This window comes from Psychrobacter luti (genome assembly GCF_014192115.1).
GTDB classification, from domain to species: Bacteria; Pseudomonadota; Gammaproteobacteria; order Pseudomonadales; family Moraxellaceae; genus Psychrobacter; species Psychrobacter luti.
This window is the reverse complement of record NZ_JACHXL010000001.1, coordinates 189,863-205,628: the sequence shown is the minus strand read 5'-3', so window position 1 is coordinate 205,628 and position 15,766 is coordinate 189,863. Positions and strand designations below refer to the sequence as shown.

Below are 15,766 nucleotides of genomic sequence, written 5' to 3'. Positions count from 1 at the left end.
TAAAAAATTATGGATTCAAAAGGTTTTTAACTTCTATTCAAAATAGTAAATACTTTAAGAAGACTATAAAAAAACGGTCAGTAATCATTTACCAAAGCGCTTGGAAAACAATTACTGACCGTCATGTGTGATTCTATTTTTTATCTACTGGCAATAATTTAACTTTTTAGCTATATGAGATTATTACTCCGTCCCAAGCTCTAATAAGCTCGCATTACCACCAATCGCTGTGGTATTAATGGTTCTTACCCTTTCGGTGACAAAGCGATAGAGGTAATCAGGCGTCAGCATCTCTGAAAAGCCTTCCATATCAGTGACGCTAATGACTTGCGTCAAGATACCGTCAGTATTGGCAAGTCCTTGACTGATGGCTTGTACTTCGCTGTTATTGCCTGAGACTGCAACTTGAGCCAAACGATCGATATATAGCAGCGTCACGGTTTGCGAATCGTTCGCCACACTCAATACATCGTCGCTGATACCAGTGTCATACAGTATCTTTGCTGCCTCATTGCACATCTCATCTTGGCTTGGGCAATGTAGTATCACCTCGTTACCAGTCAATAATGCGGCGATTAACTGCCCAAGTACTGCCATTGCGCGTGCAGACTCACCGCCGATGACCATAGTTTTGCCACGAGCGGTTACGTATAAATCGTTAGACTCACCCGTCGCGCCCGTCATACGCTGTACTTCGTCTAAGCTGGGCGCGGCACTCAATAAATGAGTGAATAAACGCTTTGCTTTATTGACATCGCCAGTCAGCAAGGCCAATTTTGCAATAGCTGCTTGTAGATACGTCGCGCGATTGACCGCGCCAAGTAATCGCCAAGATTCACAAACTTGGGCATGATTCTTTTTAAATTCAGTCGCCATCTTGCTACTCCTTATGCGATTTGTGTTTGAGTGAGTGATTCAGTCGTTATTGACTCAGAACGCAGCTGCATCAAGCGAGCCACATAATGTGGACCACCTGCTTTTGGACCTGTACCGGATAGACCACAGCCACCAAATGGCTGAACGTTGACGACGGCACCAATTTGGTTACGGTTGATGTAGGTATTACCGACAAACGCACGGCGCTCAATATGCTCGGCAATATTTTCAATACGGCTATGAATACCTAAAGTCAAACCAAAACCAGTACCGTTAATGGCATCGATAAGCTTGTTAAGGTCAGGTGCTTTATAACGTAATACATGCAATATCGGACCAAAATGCTCGCCACCGATGACATCGATACTTTTGACCTCAATCGCTGTTGGCAAGACGAAGGTAGAGTGCTCTTCGCTGACAACCGAGCTTGCACTGATAGGTGTCTGCGCCAAAATATTTGCGGTTGGCTCAGCGCTCATACGTTCGATATGCGCCTCCAGACTGCGCTTGGCATCCGCATCAATCACCGGACCTACGTCTGTGGTTACGTGCAGTGGATTACCGACGACCAATTCTGCCATAGTACCTTGTAGCAATTCGATTAAATTATCCGCGACTTCTTCTTGCACGCATAAGATACGACAAGCTGAACAACGTTGGCCGGCCGAGCCAAAGGCTGACAATACCGCATCTTTAACCACTTGTTCAGGTAATGCGGTTGAGTCAACAATCATGGCATTTTGACCACCCGTCTCAGCAATAAAGACTGGTAGCTCGCCGTTGGCTTGCACATGATTGTTTAAGCTTTGGTTGATACGCTGCGCCGTTTGGGTTGAACCGGTGAAGATAACACCTGCAATATTATCCGCTGCCGTCAAAGCACCACCAACATCGCCTGCACCCATCACTAGCTGTAATGCTTCTGCTGGCACACCTGCTTGGTACATTAACTGCGCACCAAAATGAGCAATTAAGCTGGTCTGTTCAGCAGGCTTAGCTACTACTGTATTGCCTGCTGCAAGTGCCGCCACGATTTGACCCGTATAGATCGCCAATGGGAAATTCCAAGGGCTGATACATACAAAAGTACCGCGCGCTTTATAAACCTGACGAGAGTCTTTCCCAGACAAATCTGTAAACTCATGGACTACGTCGTCTAAACGCTCTGCTTCGTCGGCATAAAAACGGCAAAAATCAACCGCTTCTTTGATTTCATCGATACCGTCTTGCATGGTTTTACCAGCTTCAATCTGGCATAGCGCCATCAATTCAGCATAGTTTTCTTCATATAAATCTGCTACTTTACGCAATATAGCAGCTCGCTGCGCTGCCGGTACTGCTTGCCATGCACTTTGCCCTGCTACCGCCACATCGATAGCTTGAACGGCCAAATCCGCATTGGCATATTTGACATCACCAGCGATGACTTCATGATTCCAAGGCGCACGCACTTTCTGAGATTCAAGCTTATGGGTGTTACCATCCGCTTCGTACTCATCAACTGCTTTACCATTAATAATAGAAGTCGCTGACCACGTTTTATGTAGATGGCCATCAATAGCAGCTTTAAACGGGAGCCATTGCGATTCTACAAAGATATTGGGACCGAAACTGGCACGGCGCTCGCCATAGATATCTAACGGCAGCGGGATATCAGGATTATGTAAAGTATCGTTGGTCAATAATTTGTCGTACGGATGCACGGTTAGCTTATCAATCGGATAAGATTTGTCTAATAACTGGTGGACAAACGAGCTATTGGCACCATTTTCAAGTAGACGACGTACCAAATATGGTAGCAAGTCTTTATGCGCGCCAACGGGCGCATAGATACGTACTGGAATTTGATAAGCTTGTAAGATATGGTCATAAAGCGCATCGCCCATACCGTGTAGGCGTTGGAACTCAAAATCTCTATGCGCACTCATGGTCATAATCGACGCTAGCGTGTGCGCATTATGCGTGGCAAACTGTGGCCAGATTAGCCCGCGTAAATGTTCGGATAATAAGAAACGCGCGCACGCAAGATAAGCGGTATCGGTACCTTCTTTACGCGTCCACACAGGATAGCCTGACAGACCTTTTTGCTGCGCCAGTTTAATCTCAGTATCCCAATATGCACCTTTTACCAAACGTACTGGAATACGATCGCCGACTTCAGTTGCCAAGCGCGCTAGCCACACTAAAATAGCAATCGCGCGTTTTGAGTAACCTTGTACTACAATACCTAAGCCATCCCAATCCGCTGTCAAATTATCGCGATATAGAGACTCAAATAGTTTTAACGATATCTCAAGACGATCAGCTTCTTCTGCATCGATACTGATATCGACATTGACCTCACGCGCCGCTTCAATCAATAGCAAACAGCGTTGACGCAATAGTCCCATGACCTGCTCTTCTTGGGTTGCTTCATAGCGCGGATGCAAGGCAGATAGCTTAATAGATACCGAAGGCTTTGGCATACCCTCTTTAACTTTAATACTGGCAGTCGCTTTAATCGCATGCAGATAGTCATTAAAGTATTTTTCAGCGTCTTTATGAGTAATAGCTGCTTCACCTAGCATATCAAATGAATAGGTATAGCCTTTATTACGATAAGGTTGGCTGTTTTTATTAGCGTCTTCAATGGTTTCACCCAACACAAACTGATGACCCATGATACGCATGGCTTTTTGCATCGCACTACGAATGACTGGCTCACCCATTTTTTTAGTCATACGGTCCAAAAATCCAGATGCTGTCGTGTTACTATCAATGCTGACCACACGGCCGGTCATCATCATGCCCCATGTCGAGGCATTGACCATAAAACCGTTGTCGTTTTTTAGATGTTTTTTCCAGTCAGCCACACTCATTTTGTCATGAATCAGCGCATCGGCAGTATAATTGTCTGGTACGCGAATCAATGCCTCAGCTAAGCTCATGAGCAGAATACCTTCTTGGGTATCAAGGCTATATTCAAGCAATAATGAGTCAACCATTTTTACAGCTTTGCCATCATTACGTACGTGCTCGACCAGTTGGCGCGTCTGCGTGGCAGCGGCTTCACGTTCGCTATCTGTCGGCTTGGCAAGTGGCAATAACTCGGATAACCAACGTTCTTCATCCACGCTATATAAAGGTGAAATACGGGCGTGCAGCGTTTCTGACGACTGGGCAATATAGTCTGGCGCTAGCAAATCTACCGGCTTAAATAAAATCGGCTCTTGCGGGGTAAACTGGTCTACTGGGTTCATAACAACTCCATAACTATCGTTTAAAAACCATAATAAATAGCGCGCTGGGAATTCTGATTATTTTGAAAAATACTTATAACCATCATTAAATTGAATACATGATTAAATTAAATAATAGTCTTAAATGGATATTTACAGCAATAATCAAAAGGCCAAACCACACCATCACAAAACGAGAAAATCCAGCATAGGCTGGAAGCGGTCAAGTAGGTCGTTTTAGTGTTAAACGGGCTACATTAACAATATAAAGGCAACAACTAACAGCTAAGCGACATTAGTGCCTTCTTCTTGTTAGTAGTGAATGGAGAGTAATGCTCAGATGCGGTATCGTTTTAATAAAACCTAATCTGTCATCTTATATGACGCAAATTCACTGTAAGAAAAACCTCTACGGCGTTGATTGAGGTGATGCGCTTAGCTTAGTTATGGTAGCATGAAAAAAAGCCTCAAAGCCCCGCTGTTACTTATCTTAACCAAGAAAGACATTCTTTAAAAACAATTGGTTATTAACCTCGCAGCAAATATCACGATTTGGTTATATATCTAAATGTCTGACGTCCATTTAACTGTTTTTTTGAGGCCATAATTGGGGCTTTCTATCTCAATTGTTCACGTTTTACCTATAATTTATCTATAAAAAAACCCTCTTTATCATTCTAGTAGATAAAGAGGGTTTTTCATGGTGAATACACTATTTAATATTTTATAAGAAGATAATCTTAACCAATAAAACGGCTGTTAAGAGCCAAACAGGAATACTCACATCAGAGAATTTACCAGCGATTACCTTGATAGCAGTATAGGTAATAAAGCCAAGTGCAATACCGTCAGCGACCGAATAGGTCAAAGGCGTAAATAACAATACCACCACGACTGGCGCCGCTTCTGTTAAGTCATGCCATTTAACGTCTTTTAATGTGCCCATCATGAGTACTGCCACATAAAAGATAGCTCCTGCTGTCGCATAACCAGGAATCATTGCAGCAAGTGGTGAGAAGAACACACTGAGTAAAAATAGCACGCCAACGGTCACAGCCATCAGTCCAGTACGACCACCGGATGCGATACCTGAGACACTTTCGATATAACTGGTCGTTGATGAGGTACCCAGTAAAGTACCTGCCACAGTCGCCGTCGAATCTGCTAGCAGCGCTTTACCCATATTAGGGATTTTACCATCTTTACCAATCAAACCTGCTTGACTGGTGGTTGCAATCAGCGTACCTGCCGTATCAAATAAATCCACAAATAAGAAGGCAAAGATAACACTAATCATTGCTATATCAAACGCACCAGCGATATCAAGCTGCATAAACGTTGGGGCAATAGACGGCGGTGCTGAGATGATACCTGCAAACTGTGTATTACCGGTGATAAGACTAATAAGCGCTACCAGTAAAATACCAATAGTGACCGCGCCTGGTATCCTTTTATGAGACAACCCAACAATAATAATAAAACCAAGTGCTGCCATTGCCGGCGCAAATGTTGTCATATCACCAAGACCTACCAATGTCGCATCGTTATTAACGATGACACCAGCAGTTTGCATGGAGATAAATGCCAAAAATGCACCAATACCAGCGACAACGCCTTGTTTGATACTGTCTGGAATAGAATTAATAATGATTTCACGGATTTTAAATAAGCTTAGTAGGACAAAGATACAACCTGACAAAAATACCGCGCCAAGCGCCGTTTGCCATGTGTAACCCATGCCCAAAACCACGCCATAAGTAAAGAAGGCGTTAAGTCCCATACCTGGTGCTTGCGCAACTGGCAGGCGGGCATAAAACCCCATAATAAAACAACCAATAGCGGCGGCAAGACAGGTGGCAACAAATACCGCGCCTTTATCCATACCTGCATCTGCAAGTACGTTAGGGTTGACAAATATGATGTAAGCCATGGTTAAAAACGTGGTTACACCAGCTAAAATCTCTGTTTTGATCGTGGTATTTTCACCATTGATCCCAAAATAGCGTTCGATTGCGTTCATAAGAGTCGCTTCCAAATAGCAGTAAGTAAATTATCATTATCCACCTGCGTTGATAAGTGCCGTTTTGCGATAGCGACCATCAATGCTGCTTTTAAATCAAACATATAAAAATACATCCAAATTGCGACGATAAATGACGCTTCCAAATTGCGACTATAAATGACGCTTACAAACTAAGATTCGAGATGATGTTTTTAATCCTTTAGCCACATATAACTTTGGCAAATGCAGAGCCACCATGAAAAGCGATAGCAACAAACAATTACATTCTAGTGAAATTGTCTTACAATTTCAATTAATGTCATCGCTTTTTAAATGAATGGGTACAATTAGCTGTCGATATAGTCAGCCAGATAAAACTCATTCACTATTATATTTTTGGACAAAGCGTTAAATTTACATTTAACACTTTAATAAATGACCTTTTTATCATTTCACAGTACACTACGGGGTTATAGCGAGCTGGCAGAATGCACGTATTGTGAAAATACTACCCGCCCCTAGCCGCTATAAGCATTTAACCATTAAAATAAAAGCCTTTATTATTAATTACCCATGAGCCTAACCCATGCCTGAATCATTAAATATTGTTGACCTTATCACCCAAGCCAGTCTATTGGTACAGATTGTGATGGCATTGTTATTATTAGCCTCGTTGCTTAGTTGGGTGATTATTTTTCGTATGAGTGCCCGTTTGGGTACGGCCAAAAATTTCGACCAGCAGTTTGAAACTTGGTTTTGGTCAGGAGAAGATTTAGCTAAGCTCTATCAAGGCGTGCAAGGTTCGCCTGAGCGCCAAGGACTTGAGCAGATTTTTTATGTTGGGTTTTCTGAATACTTAAGAATGCATAAAAAACGCCAGCCTAAAGATGACATCATCGATGGCGTTGAACGTAAGCTTCGCGTTGGATTGGGTCGTCAGCAGCAGTTGTTAGAGTCAGGACTGACTACGCTGGCAAGTATTGGCTCGGTAGCACCTTATGTGGGTTTATTTGGTACGGTTTGGGGCATTATGAATGCCTTTTTGGGGTTGTCACAGAGCGAACAAGCGACCTTAGCCACTGTTGCGCCCGGTATTGCTGAAGCCTTGATTGCCACCGCCATGGGTTTGTTTGCGGCTATTCCTGCGGTATTGGCTTATAACCATTTTACCGCCAAATCAAGCCGCCTATACGACTCACGCGCCTTATTCTGTGATGAGATGACGGGGATGCTACAACGCGAAACCAGTATCGAAAATCCACAGCCTAGTACGCAAGTCAGCCAAGTTAATCAAGGCACTCAGGTAAAAAGCACTCAGGTAACCGGTCTATGAAACAAAGTCCCTATCGCCGTGAGAAAAAAGCGCTCAATGCGGAGATGAACGTTGTTCCTTATATCGACGTAATGCTAGTGCTACTTGTTATCTTTATGGTCACAGCGCCGATGCTGATTACGGGTGTCGACGTTGATTTGCCAAAAGAGCAAACCAATACCATGAGCCAAAGTCAGCTACCCGTGATCGTGTCGTTAACGGGCAGTGGCGAGATTTTTATCAGTTATGAGAATAATATCGACTTGCCGATTAGCGAGCCGGAGCTGATTGATACGTTATCCAATCTGCAAAATCAAAGTAGCGAAGTAGGTGCACAGCCTTTACAGGTGATGATCAATGCCGATCAAAACAATCAGTATGGCGCTATCATGACCCTGATGGCAACCTTGCAACAAGCAGGCATCCAAAAGGTAGGACTATTGACAGGCGCGCCTTTACCCGCGCCTGCATTATAATATCACCCACTTTTAGCTCAGTTGGTTATAATAAAGTAGATAATTTGATGAAGCTCTTTTTTCAGTCTCACGTTCTTGAGTACCCTATTTTCGAGTATCAGTGCCATGCGTAATGGACCAACCGTTTATGTGCCGACCGAACCTGAAGGTAACGGGCTAACCTTGCCTACGTTGCTCAGTTTGCTGGCGCATGGTCTTGTGATTGGCATCCTGATTTATACCTATCAGAATATGGAAGTCGAGACCGCCGGCACTATTGAAACTGTCATGATATCGCCTGAACAGTTGGCTGAGATGCAAGGACAGATACTTGCCAATCGTGCAGCAGCGGCCAGTGCCATGCAAGCCGACAGCGGTGCAAGTGGCTCATCCAGTAATATGCCAGAAAATAGCACTGATGGCAGTGTCAGTTACGACAGCCCAACTCAGCCCAATTCTCAGCGTGTGCCCGTTTTTACCCGTTCTGATGATTCCGCTAGTCGCCCCATGCTGATGAGCGAAGAACAGCACCAACGCCTACTTGAGCAAACTCAAGAGTATGAGCGCAATATGGCAGAGTGGGCATCGCAGTTAGATGAGTCTGTACTAGAAGAGCATGAGCAAATTGAACAAGATAAGAGACAACAGCTTATTGAAGAGCAAAAAAGGCTTGGGGATTTTCGCAATAAGCAAAATAATCCGCCTAAGATTAAACGCCCTACGGCCAACGATAGAAATATAGAAATCAATACCGGTGGTTCTGGTAGCGCAGGTCAAACCTTTAGCCTAGGAGATGATGGACAGTCGACGCTATCTGGTGACGCTACGACTTCAAGTACCGCAAAAGGCAGTAGCCGCTCGGCATCCAGTGGCAGCCGCGGTGCCAGTAACAGTGAAATTATCAACCTCATCAAACGCAACTATAATCCACCGACGGCAGCGAAAGGCTCGACTCAACGCGCCACCTTAACCATCACTGTCAATGCTAGTGGTAATGTGGTTAACGTCTCTGCCTCAGGACCTGATAGTGCGGTCAATGAAGCTGCTAAGCAGGCAGTGTTGAATACCGGCAGCTTACCGATTGATGCCGATGATCCTAAATACCCTACCTTTACTATACAGTTTAAGGGCAGCAATTAATCAGTTGCCCTAAGACGATATTATTGCTAACTTTAGCTAATGCAACCTATATATGCGGCGATATTATCGTTATCGTTAGTTTACCGCCTTTAAAAAACATTATCCCAACCTAGGAGTTCGATTTGGTTATGCGCATCCATAAAAAACTATGCATCTCTTTACTTGCCAGCACCTCAAGCTTATTGCTTGCTCCTAGCGTCTTTGCCGCACCCGTCGTTCTAGAGTTGGATTATGAGATTCCAGTGCAGCAAAACCAAGTGGCTTTTGTACCATTTGCTGGTGACACTACCTTATCGCCTATTATCTTAAATGATTTAAGTAAAACAGAGCTAAAAGTCACCAGTCAAAACCTACCGCAGCAGCCGCGTAGTAGTAGCGAGTTGGCGGGCACACTACCTGTATGGCAAAGTATGGGTATCCCTTATCTTGTGGTCGGTAGCACGCGCAGTAATCGCGGCAAAGTCGTCACCGATTATGAAGTTATCGATATCAAATCTGGGCGCGTGATAGAAGGCAAACAAAGCCTCACTGCTGATAATAATAAAGAAAGCATGCGTTACGCAGCTCACGTTATCGCTGATAAAGTATATGAGCTTATCACGGGCATTCCCGGTGACTTCTCAGGACGCATTGCTTATATCGAAGAGATTGGCACTGGCAAAGAGAAGATATCGCGCCTAAAAGTGATGGATGCTGATGGCGAAAATGCCAAAACCATTACAGAAGTGGCAGGCTCTATTTTCTCGCCTACTTGGTCACCCGATGGCAATCGCATCGCTTATTCAGTCCAGCGCGATAAGTCTTACCCTGTTATTTATGTACAAAGCGTGAGCGGCGGCGGTGCAACGCCATTAACACCCTTCCCTGGTAGCAACCTTAGCCCCTCATTTTCACCCGATGGCAGCAAAATACTGTTTTCTAGCAGCTTTGAAGGCAGTGCTGATATTTATGAGATGAGCGCTAGCGGCGGTACGCCTCGACGTATCACCAATTGGCCAAGCAGTGAAGTGCAGCCGAACTACGCACCTGATGGCAAATCTTTTGTATTCGTCAGTGACCGTGCAGGGTTTAACAAACCGCGTATTTATCGTTATGAATTTGGCTCAGGACGTACGACTCAGGTATCAAGCAGTGGCTATGCGACCAGCCCGCAGTTCAGTAGCGATGGCTCACAAATTGCTTTTTTAAGTGGTCGCTCAGCTGCCATCATGAACAGTGGCGGCGCGGTCACTGCCAATTTAGGCAATACCGGTATCGACGAAGCTCCAAGCTTTTCGCCCAATGGTAAGCGCGTGGTTTACGCTTCAAAGCAAGGCGGTAAAGGCGTACTGACTATTAAATCACTCAATGGTGGCGAATCATTTGGTAAATCTGGTCAAGGTACTATCCGCTCGCCAGTTTGGTCAGCGAGTCCTAAGTAGCTTATGAACTTATTAATTTGTTATTTTACTAATTAAGCAAATCCTAGAAATCAAATCTATAAATATAAAAAAAGCGCCTAATAAATTCATTAGGCGCTTTTTTTGACTTGGAACAATAGAGCAATTTTTATAGCAGCAATCCATGATACTAAATACTGGCTATTCTAAAATTATCTATCCTAGAAACCAGTCCTTAAATACTATTGGCTAAAACATTAACCGATTGCTTTACTCGTCACTTGGATCGCTAGCTGGTGGAACCGCGTGTCTTAGCTGTGCCACATCTTCAGCGGTAACCGTATCAGTATAACCATTTAAATCACTGACCACATACTGAGTGACCGCTGCCATCTGTTCATCGTTCATCATCTTATGGAATGATGGCATACCTCGGAAGCCATTAATCAAGATATCAATAATATAATACTTCGACTGCATTTTGCTGTTATTGGCGAGAGGCGGATAATAACCTGCGCCATAAGCACCCTCGCCTTTATGCATATGACAAGCGGCACAAGAGTCATGATATAGCTTTTTACCATCTGTCGTCACAAAAGCATTCGTTCCTTCAAACTTGGCATCCCATTCGGCAATACTTGGATCGTTATCCATAGTGGGAAGTGAGCTGCTATCAACGATGTTGATAGCAGGCGCGGCAAGCTCCTCACGGCTCATATAAACACCGCCCCACGCTCCCGTATTACGACTTGCTTGATAGTCATTGGTTGTCAGGGAATCTTGATCTTGTACAGTAGAAATGGTCACTTCATCATCTGACTGTTGACTACAGCCTAAAAGTGCTGCACTGCTCATCACACTTAGCAGCATCGCAGTCAAAAGTTTGGGGGTCATGTTTTTCATGACTTTTTTCTTCACGACTGCCTTATTCACGATTGCATTGTCCATGATAGCCTCTGAATTTTTATAGTTATTCATATTAACCCAGCATTTTTGCTTTTTTATGTAGGCGCTTAGCGGCATCCATACCAGATAAAATAGCGCCTTCTTGCCATGCCGGAATGTGTGAGCAATGCTCGCCCGTGAGTACAATACGGTTATCAATACTACACAAGGTGTCATAATGCTGACGACGAGTCGATTCATTCCAAATACCATAACAACCTAGTGTCCACGGGATACGGTGCCATACTACTGATGTACCGGCGCGGAACTCTTTTGGATACTGAGGATGGATATATTTACCGTAAGCCAGCGCAACATTGATACGCTCCTGCGGGGTTAAGGTATTAAACTTATAAGAGGTTGGACCGTAACCATAAGCGCCTAATAACACCCCCGTACCCGTTTTAAACATATTTTCTGAAGGATAAGCAATCTGGGCTATCGGCATATCAGTATAGGTCAAGCCGCCATAGATCCACTCATCCTCTTCCCAAAAGCGGCGATTGAACTCTAAGCCAACTTTATAAGAAGTCTCGTAAGGCACTGCTGCCATGGCTTCTTTCATTGGTTTTGAGACGTTAATATCGATTTGAGTCAATACTGTCAGCGGAATATTACAGACACACCAATCAGCGCGAATAGTTTTGGTTGCGCCATCAGGGCTATTGCTATCGACATAATCGACTGTCACGCCAGTCTCATCTTGGTGAATCTTTGTAACTTTGGCATTAAACTCAATCATATCACGGCATTCACGGGTGAAAGCATCACCGATTTTGCCCATACCGCCCACTGGCTGAAACATCGTTGGTTGATGACCATAAGTCATATGATTGCCATAAATATCCGCCCACATGCCCGAGTCTAATATCTCACTGATAGGCAAAGGCTTCGATGGCTTCTCATCAGGCATCAAGCCACCACCTGGGAAAACGCTATAGCCACGATGCTTACTGGTCGCATTGCTGGCACGGTAACGATAGTCTTTATCGAGTACGCCCCAACCTTTTAAGCCTTCTAGTAGCTTCTCTTTATCCTCAGTATTAACCGAACGATCTAAACCACCGACGTTCACTGACTTTGACAGCAGTTCCGCTACATGACCTTGGATGTCATTTTTTATATCACCTAAACGCTGCGGCACACCATTGAAATGGGTAGTACGATGCAAATAAGCACGATCATTGGTTTGCACAAATGGTTGCATCTCAACGCCGAACTGTTTGCAATAGTGGAAGACGGCATAGTGATGACTAGGCAGACGCCATGGTCCACCATTAAAATAGTTACCTTCTTCAAAATCGCAGGTAACTTCTTCGCCGCCAAGCTCGGTATATTTATCACCGCTATTAAGCGTCCAACTACGACCGCCGCCACGGTTCTGGAACTCGAGCACTTTGACATCATAGCCCGCTTTACGTAGCTCGTAAGCAGCGGTCAGGCCGCCAAGTCCAGCGCCAAGAATGACGATACTAGCACCCGGCGGTGCACCCTTAAGGTCCATGGTTTCCTTAAAGCTCGACTCTGATGCAAATCCTAACGTCGTCATTGCCTGATACATCGCGGTTGCGCCCGCTGTTTTACCAATCATCGAAAGCAGTTGGCGCCGCGTTGGTGATTGAAGCATGTCTTTCATAATAATATCCTTAAAGTAGACGTTCGTGCATAACGGTAAACACAGGTTCTTAGACACTGGCTCTTAGACAGTGGTTCTATTGATAAATACTTATCTTTATTAATAAGTATTTATGCTATTTATCCGCTTGGCATAATTCTGCGCTTATTTGCCAAGCTGCCCTACGCTACCGTATTGCCGTGAATCCCTGCCCTATAATAATTGTTTTATAATAGCTGCCTAAAACGCATTTATAAGATTAATAGTCCGCTGTTTGATTGAGTTTCTTGCTATTTGTATGACGTCAATTGAGCATATTTAAGTCAAAACAATTTCAATAAAAGTCATTACAAATAGCTAATGTCCAATTAACGGCGGCGCTTAGAACGTAAAATGGCTCGTATAATAAATATAATGACCGCAATAGCGACGAGAATACCGATGATTGCCAATAAACCTGCATACTTGATTAAGAAGGGTTTATCCACCCCTGTGTTAGCGATGCGATCGACATCAGCAGCACTTACCTCACTTTTAGTAAGCCCACCAAAATTGACACGTACGTAATTGGCAATGCCAGCAATTTGATCACTGTTCAGCTCTTCTGAGAATCCCGGCATGATAGGCGACGTATCAGTCGCTCCCTCTACCCCATGAAGTATCATGTTAACAAGGGCATCAGGCTTTTCACGGCGAATACTGCTGAGTCCCACGATAGGCGCATAACGCGCATCAGGCTGACCGTAACCATCGACACCGTGACAGCTACCACACGCTGCTAGATATAGCGATTCTGGTGAATTGCTACCATTGCTCACCTCTGTTTTTGCTTGCGCTAAATAATCTTTTTGCGCAAGTAAGTCATGAGTAATAGATTCATTGACGGGCGTTGGCAAGCGCGATACATCGACAGCAGAGACTTTATCGTCTGTTTGAATGGCAGGTACGGCTTTTAGGTAAGAGGCAATGGCACTCAAATCTTCATTCTTTAGATATCGCGTACTATGCGCGACTGCCTCACCCATGGGACCACCCGCATAAGCGCGTTGGTCTAGCTCACCGGTACGTAGATAGGTGATAATATCTTGCTCACTCCAACTGCCAATACCGCTCGACTCATCAGGCGTGATATTTGGCGCATGCCAATGACCAAGCTGAGCACCTGATAAGTACATTTTTTTATCAAAACCCATGGTGCTATTACGCGGGGTATGACAAGTGCCGCAATGCTCTAAATTGTTGACCAGATATTCACCGCGTTTTTGCGTCTCGTTCAGTCCGTCGCGCTTTTCAGTAGACGGTACATTAAGAAAATTCCAGCCAAGCATTAAGCTGCGAATATTAAAAGGAAATGGTAAATTGGTTTTGTGCTTCGGGGCTTCATCGACTGCCGGAACAGTTTGCAAATAAGTAAACAATGCGCTGATATCTTCTTCTTTCATACCGCTATAAGAAGGATACGGCATGGCTGGATACAGCATATGGCTCGGTGCACGACCTTTTTGCAAAGCGTTCTTTAAATCCGTTTCGGTATAATCGCCGATACCGTAACGTTTAGAGGGGGTAATATTGGTTGAATAAATCTCTCCCATCGGAGTTTCAATCGCTGTGCCGCCGGTGTAATCCTCACCATGGCACGCCATACAGTCAGCAGCACGGGCAATATATGCACCGCGGTTGACAAGCTCGCTATTGGCAGGGCTTACATTGGGTAAGCTGGCATTAGGAAGGTTAACACCTTCAGCCATCACGGCACTGGAGGTAATACCAATGGCTAGCATCGATAACATCACAGAAAGTGGCTTCATAATATCCTCATATAGCTGGCACCTAGGGTGTTGTAATTATTGTTGGGATAAGACATTTGATATTGGGCAAGTTTTTATAACTGATGATTTATAATGCCCAATGGATAATCCATTAAATGAGGTAGCAAATCGTCCAGTAAATGCTTCATAAAACAGGGTAATAAAAACAATCTAACAAAGATAGTTGCTAAATAATGTCTACTCACCTCACTAATGTAAGACTATTTCACGACTATTACTTGAATAGTAACGCATTGACTGCATGTTTTTACAAAACTTAAAGAAACGTTGAATCATTGCCAAATCCTAATAGATAATATGCTTTTCTATATTATAATTAAAAATAATTAGAATAATCCTTTAGAAAACAATCACTAAAGTCCGATAAAACTTATTTTAATTCATAAAAACGAATATAATAAATTATTTACCTAATAAAATTAGACTTTTTTGCTTATCATTATCAATTATGAGTGTACATAATAGATACATAGCAGTTAGGGAGATTTACCTTTCTATGGCGTTATACCTCCTGTTCTCTATAGCTTATGTATTATGTCTACCTTAATAACCAATACTCTTTTGCCTTATCCTTTATTTTGTTTATGATAAGCGCCATGCTAACGTCGCTCATTATTTTAACGTTACTAACTATCTTGACGTTGCTAACTATTACCTGAGATGTCCTTATGAAATCATTTACCTTTATCTGTCTACTTTTAGCGACGATGCCCCTGACAGGTTGCCAGTCTTTCCAATTTGTCGAAAGCCCTATTCCTGTCAAAAGTATTCCCGCGAAAGCTTTCGCTGTCAAAGATGTACCACTGACAGCTGTGCCGAATGACAATATCTCTACCTCTATTGCCCCATTAGTTATGATTATTCCTGCTAAGAATACTGTTGATAACCCCTTTATCATTGATAATAATGTTACTAGAACGATTACAGTTAAAAAGATATCAACACAAAATCATGCTCAATAAAAAAAGCAGATATCGATTGATATCTGCTTTCTT

Annotated in this window: 11 protein-coding genes; 5 read left to right on the top strand and 6 right to left on the bottom strand. The window is 43.6% G+C overall.

Features of this window, described 5'->3' with window-relative positions; genetic code table 11:
* Positions 1-183: 183 nt before the first annotated feature.
* The 3 genes from FHS24_RS00815 to FHS24_RS00805 form a co-directional block, all read right to left on the bottom strand.
* Positions 184-876 (bottom strand): 1-pyrroline-5-carboxylate dehydrogenase, encoded by a 693-nt coding sequence (locus tag FHS24_RS00815; protein WP_183617877.1) that lies wholly within the window; start codon positions 874-876, stop codon positions 184-186.
* Between the two features lie 11 nt (positions 877-887).
* Complete coding sequence (gene putA / locus FHS24_RS00810; RefSeq protein WP_183617875.1) at positions 888-4,115, bottom strand: bifunctional proline dehydrogenase/L-glutamate gamma-semialdehyde dehydrogenase PutA; 3,228 nt, start codon at positions 4,113-4,115, stop codon at positions 888-890.
* Positions 4,116-4,818: 703 nt separating this feature from the next.
* A complete protein-coding gene (locus FHS24_RS00805) occupies positions 4,819-6,114 on the bottom strand; it encodes an NCS2 family permease (RefSeq protein WP_183617873.1) in 1,296 nt (431 codons plus the stop codon).
* A gap of 568 nt (positions 6,115-6,682) precedes the next feature.
* On the opposite strand from FHS24_RS00805, the gene tolQ reads away from it, so the two are divergent.
* The 4 genes from tolQ to FHS24_RS00785 all read left to right on the top strand — a co-directional run bounded on the left by tolQ (position 6,683) and on the right by FHS24_RS00785 (position 10,424).
* A complete protein-coding gene (gene tolQ, locus FHS24_RS00800) occupies positions 6,683-7,429 on the top strand; it encodes a protein TolQ (RefSeq protein ID WP_183617871.1) in 747 nt (248 codons plus the stop codon).
* Complete coding sequence (tolR, locus tag FHS24_RS00795; RefSeq protein ID WP_183617869.1) at positions 7,426-7,884, top strand: protein TolR; 459 nt, start codon at positions 7,426-7,428, stop codon at positions 7,882-7,884. Before tolQ ends, tolR begins: the two co-directional genes overlap by 4 nt.
* A 105-nt stretch (positions 7,885-7,989) precedes the next feature.
* Entirely contained in the window at positions 7,990-9,003 is a 1,014-nt protein-coding gene (locus FHS24_RS00790) for a cell envelope integrity TolA family protein (protein ID WP_183617867.1), read from the top strand.
* 128 nt (positions 9,004-9,131) lie between these two features.
* Entirely contained in the window at positions 9,132-10,424 is a 1,293-nt protein-coding gene (locus tag FHS24_RS00785; RefSeq protein WP_183617865.1) for a PD40 domain-containing protein, read from the top strand.
* Between the two features lie 228 nt (positions 10,425-10,652).
* Here the strand turns inward: FHS24_RS00785 and FHS24_RS00780 are convergent, their stop codons facing one another.
* From FHS24_RS00780 to FHS24_RS00770, 3 genes are all read right to left on the bottom strand, one after another.
* The gene (locus tag FHS24_RS00780) at positions 10,653-11,285 is read right to left on the bottom strand and encodes a c-type cytochrome (protein WP_183619061.1); all 633 of its coding nucleotides are present in this window, start codon (positions 11,283-11,285) and stop codon (positions 10,653-10,655) included.
* 76 nt (positions 11,286-11,361) lie between these two features.
* The gene (locus tag FHS24_RS00775) at positions 11,362-12,963 is read right to left on the bottom strand and encodes a flavin monoamine oxidase family protein (RefSeq protein WP_183617863.1); all 1,602 of its coding nucleotides are present in this window, start codon (positions 12,961-12,963) and stop codon (positions 11,362-11,364) included.
* 347 nt (positions 12,964-13,310) lie between these two features.
* Complete coding sequence (locus FHS24_RS00770; RefSeq protein WP_183617861.1) at positions 13,311-14,750, bottom strand: cytochrome c; 1,440 nt, start codon at positions 14,748-14,750, stop codon at positions 13,311-13,313.
* A gap of 689 nt (positions 14,751-15,439) precedes the next feature.
* Here FHS24_RS00770 and FHS24_RS00765 point away from each other — a divergent pair.
* Positions 15,440-15,733 (top strand): hypothetical protein, encoded by a 294-nt coding sequence (locus FHS24_RS00765; protein WP_183617859.1) that lies wholly within the window; start codon positions 15,440-15,442, stop codon positions 15,731-15,733.
* Positions 15,734-15,766 lie beyond the last annotated feature (33 nt).